Origin of the sequence: Sandarakinorhabdus sp. (assembly GCF_041689835.1) — a bacterium.
Taxonomy (GTDB): Bacteria; Pseudomonadota; Alphaproteobacteria; order Sphingomonadales; family Sphingomonadaceae; genus Sandarakinorhabdus.
This window is the reverse complement of the sequence record NZ_JBDNFM010000031.1, coordinates 1-3,234: the sequence shown is the minus strand read 5'-3', so window position 1 is coordinate 3,234 and position 3,234 is coordinate 1. Positions and strand designations below refer to the sequence as shown.

General features: G+C 62.7%; 4 protein-coding genes and 1 pseudogene. 2 read left to right on the top strand and 3 right to left on the bottom strand.

Annotation, left to right across the window (positions count from 1 at the left end; translation table 11 throughout):
- Both ACESL8_RS01565 and ACESL8_RS01560 read left to right on the top strand, forming a co-directional pair.
- Positions 1–301: pseudogene (locus ACESL8_RS01565) on the top strand (nitronate monooxygenase); the annotation flags it as partial.
- On the top strand, positions 298–423 hold the full coding sequence (locus tag ACESL8_RS01560; RefSeq protein WP_372915205.1) for a hypothetical protein: 126 nt from the start codon (positions 298–300) through the stop codon (positions 421–423). The pseudogene ACESL8_RS01565 and the gene ACESL8_RS01560, both read left to right, overlap by 4 nt.
- Positions 424–502: 79 nt before the next feature.
- Here ACESL8_RS01560 and secF read toward each other — a convergent pair whose 3' ends face one another.
- From secF to ACESL8_RS01545, 3 genes are read right to left on the bottom strand one after another with little or no spacing between them, the layout of a single operon-like run.
- The gene (gene secF / locus ACESL8_RS01555; RefSeq protein WP_372915203.1) at positions 503–1,450 is read right to left on the bottom strand and encodes a protein translocase subunit SecF; all 948 of its coding nucleotides are present in this window, start codon (positions 1,448–1,450) and stop codon (positions 503–505) included.
- 10 nt (positions 1,451–1,460) lie between these two features.
- Positions 1,461–3,056, bottom strand: a complete 1,596-nt coding sequence (gene secD, locus ACESL8_RS01550; RefSeq protein ID WP_372915200.1) for a protein translocase subunit SecD — start codon at positions 3,054–3,056, stop codon at positions 1,461–1,463.
- Positions 3,057–3,060: 4 nt separating this feature from the next.
- Positions 3,061–3,222: a hypothetical protein gene (locus ACESL8_RS01545; RefSeq protein WP_372915207.1), complete on the bottom strand. Its 162-nt coding sequence runs from the start codon at positions 3,220–3,222 to the stop codon at positions 3,061–3,063.
- Positions 3,223–3,234: the final 12 nt, after the last annotated feature.

Below are 3,234 nucleotides of genomic sequence, written 5' to 3'. Positions count from 1 at the left end.
GGCCGACATCGTCTATTCCAACCTGTTCACCGGGGTGCATGGCAATTATCTGCGCCCGTCCATCGTCAAGGCCGGCATGGACCCTGACAATCTGCCCACCAGCGATCCATCGGCGATGAACTTCGGCAGCGGCGGCAACACCGATGCCAAGGCCTGGAAGGATATCTGGGGCTGCGGCCAGGGCCTTGGCGCGGTGAAAGAGGTTTTGCCGGCAGCAGAACTGGTCGCCCGCCTCGTTCGGGAGTATGATGATGCCAAGGCGCGGCTGGGATTGTCCCCGGTTGCCATCGCAGCGGAGTGAACGACGCCATGCACGCCGAACTCAATTCCCGTACCCGCGGCCTCTGGCTGGCCGGCGCGCTGGTGATGGGCACGCTCAGCCAGTGGTGCATGGCGTCCGGGCCGTGCGGCGCGCCGATCTGAACCTGGCCGCCTGAAACAAAAAGGCCGGCGTTCCCGATGGGGAGCGCCGGCCATTTTGTTATGATCGCCTGTGGCTTGTTCAGCCGATGCGTTCGGCGCCCTTGGCCCGCGCATCTTCGCTGCCGGCGGCGCGCTGCTTGACGCCAAGCGTGATCAGCAGCGACGATGACACGAAGATCGACGAATAGGTGCCGACGATAATGCCCAGCACCATCGCCGCGGTGAAGCCGAAGATCACTTCCGGCCCCAGCAGCAGCAGCGCGATCAGCGCGGCGAGCAGCGTCACCGAGGTCATCACCGTACGCGGCAGGGTTTCATTCACCGAAAGATCGATGATCTGCTTGATATCCATCTGACGGTATTTGCGCAGATTTTCGCGGATACGGTCGTCGATCACCACCTTGTCGTTCAACGAATAGCCGATGATGGTCAGCACGGCGGCGACGATGTTGAGATCGAATTCCAGCCAGGTCAGGCTGAAAAAGCCCAGCGTCACCACCACGTCGTGCACCAGCGCCACCACGGTGGAAACGCCGAAATACCATTCAAACCGAAACCAGGTGAACAGTGCCACAAACAGCATCGAAAAGCCCACAGCCTTGACGCCATCACTGATCAGTTCGCTGGAAACCTTGCCCGACACGCTTTCGACGCGGGCGAATTTCACGCCCTTGTAATCCGCTTCCAGTGCGCCGCGAACCTTGCCGACAACGCGCTGCACAGCGCCTTCTTCGCCTTCAGGCAGCGGCAGCCGGATCAGGATGGTGCGGTCGTTGCCGAATTCCTGCAGCGCGGAATCGCCCACGCCCACCCGGTCAACCCGGCCGCGCAGCGTATCGAGCGCGGGAGGCTGCGCAAATTCGACCTGCATGGTGAGGCCGCCGACGAAATCGACACCCAGATTGAGCCCGCGAACCGCAAGCAGCGCGGCCGCCCCGATGGTAAGCGCCAGCGTTAGCGCAAAGGCAATGAAGCGGAGTTTGACGAACCCGATGTTGGTGTCGTCGGGAACAAGTTTCAGCGGCATGTGCCAGTCCTCAAATGTTCAAGGCGGCGGGCCGCGCCGACGTCAGCCAACGCGCCGCCATCCAGCGCACGATGGTCACCGCGGTGAACACCGATGTGGCGATGCCGATCGACAGCACGACGGCAAAGCCCTTGATCGGGCCGGAGCCGAACAGGAACATGATGACGGCCACGATGATATTGAGGCTGTTGGCATCCCAGATGGTGCGGCTGGCTTCCCTGAAGCCGGTTTCCACACAGGCGACAACGCCTTTGCCCTTGCGCTGTTCTTCGCGGATGCGCTCGTTGATCAGCACGTTGGCATCCACTGCCGCGCCGATGGTCAACACCATGCCGGCAATGCCGGGCAGCGTGAGGGTAAAGCCAGCGGCCGACATGATGCCCAGGATCATGATGACGTTGATGCCCAGTGCGAATACCGAATAAACGCCAAAACGACCATAGGTCATGATCATCAACCCTGCCACGGCAAGCACCGCCACCGTTGAAGCAATGATCCCGGCCCGGATCGAATCCGCGCCCAGATCAGGACCGACAGTGCGTTCCTCCACAACCTTGAGTTCAACCGGCAGCTTGCCCGAACGCAGCAGGATGGCGAGTTCGTTGGCGGTGGCGACCGTATAACTGCCGCTTATTTCGCCGCTGCCGCCCAGGATCGGCTCGTTGATGTTGGGCGCGGAAATCACCATGCCATCGAGGATGATCGCAAACGGCTTGCCGACATTTTCGGTGGTGGCCTGCGCGAAACGCCGCCCCCCGGTGGAATCGAAACGGAACGACACCGACGGCGCGCCGTTCTGATCGGTCGAAACCTGGGAATCGATCAATTGATCGCCGGTGATGATGGCGCGGCGCTTGACGACGACCTGGCCGCCTTCCTGCGCCGGCAGGATCTGGCTGCCGGGAGGGGCGCGGCCTTGCAGCACCTCATCCTGATCGGCAGTGGTATCAACCAGCTTGAATTCCAGCTTGGCGGTCTTGCCGAGCAGTGCCTTCAGGGCTTGCGGATCTTGCAGGCCGGGCACCTGCACGACAATGCGCGTCTTGCCCTGGCGCACGATGGTGGGTTCGCGGGTGCCAAGCTCGTCGATGCGCTTGCGGATAACCTCAACTGCCTGTGCCATGGCGCCGTCGACCGCGGCGCTGATGCCGGCGGCAGTTGGCGTCACCACCACCTGGCCCGGCAGGCTGCCCCGGCTGATTTCGACCTCACGCGCAGCGCCAACACCCAGCGGCGCCGTTGCCTTGTTGAGGATGGTGATCGCCTGATCGACCCGAGTGGCATCGGTAACCGTGAAACTGAGCCGGCCCGCCTTCAACGACAGATCGGCGCTGGCAATCGCGCCGCCTTCTGCGTTGCGCAGTTCGCCGCGCACCGTGTCTTCCAACGCTTCCAGCTTGGCCTTTTCCACGTCCTGCGGCGTGGCTTCCAGCATCAGGTGCGAACCGCCGCGCAAATCGAGGCCCAGTGGCAGCTGCGATTTGGGCAGGCCAGTGGGGATCAGCGCCAGTTGCGACGGCGACAGCGCATTGGGCAGCGCCAACAGCATGCACAGCGCCACTGCCAGCCACATCGACCAGCTTTTCCACTTGGGAAAGTCGAGCACGGGCTTAGATGCTCTTGTCGTTCGCCGCCGCCGGAAGCCCACGCGGCTTCACATCGGCCAGGGTGGATTTGAGCACGCTGAACCGCACGTTTGGCCCGGCTTCCACTTCCACTTCAGTGTCGGTGACACGCACGGCCTTGCCCAATATGCCGCCGCCGGTTATCACATCGTCACCCTT

Excerpts from the sequence above, each read along its gene's own strand:
- secF (WP_372915203.1), bottom strand. The coding sequence starts at position 1,450 with ATGCCGCTGAAACTTGTTCCCGACGACACCAACATCGGGTTCGTCAAA.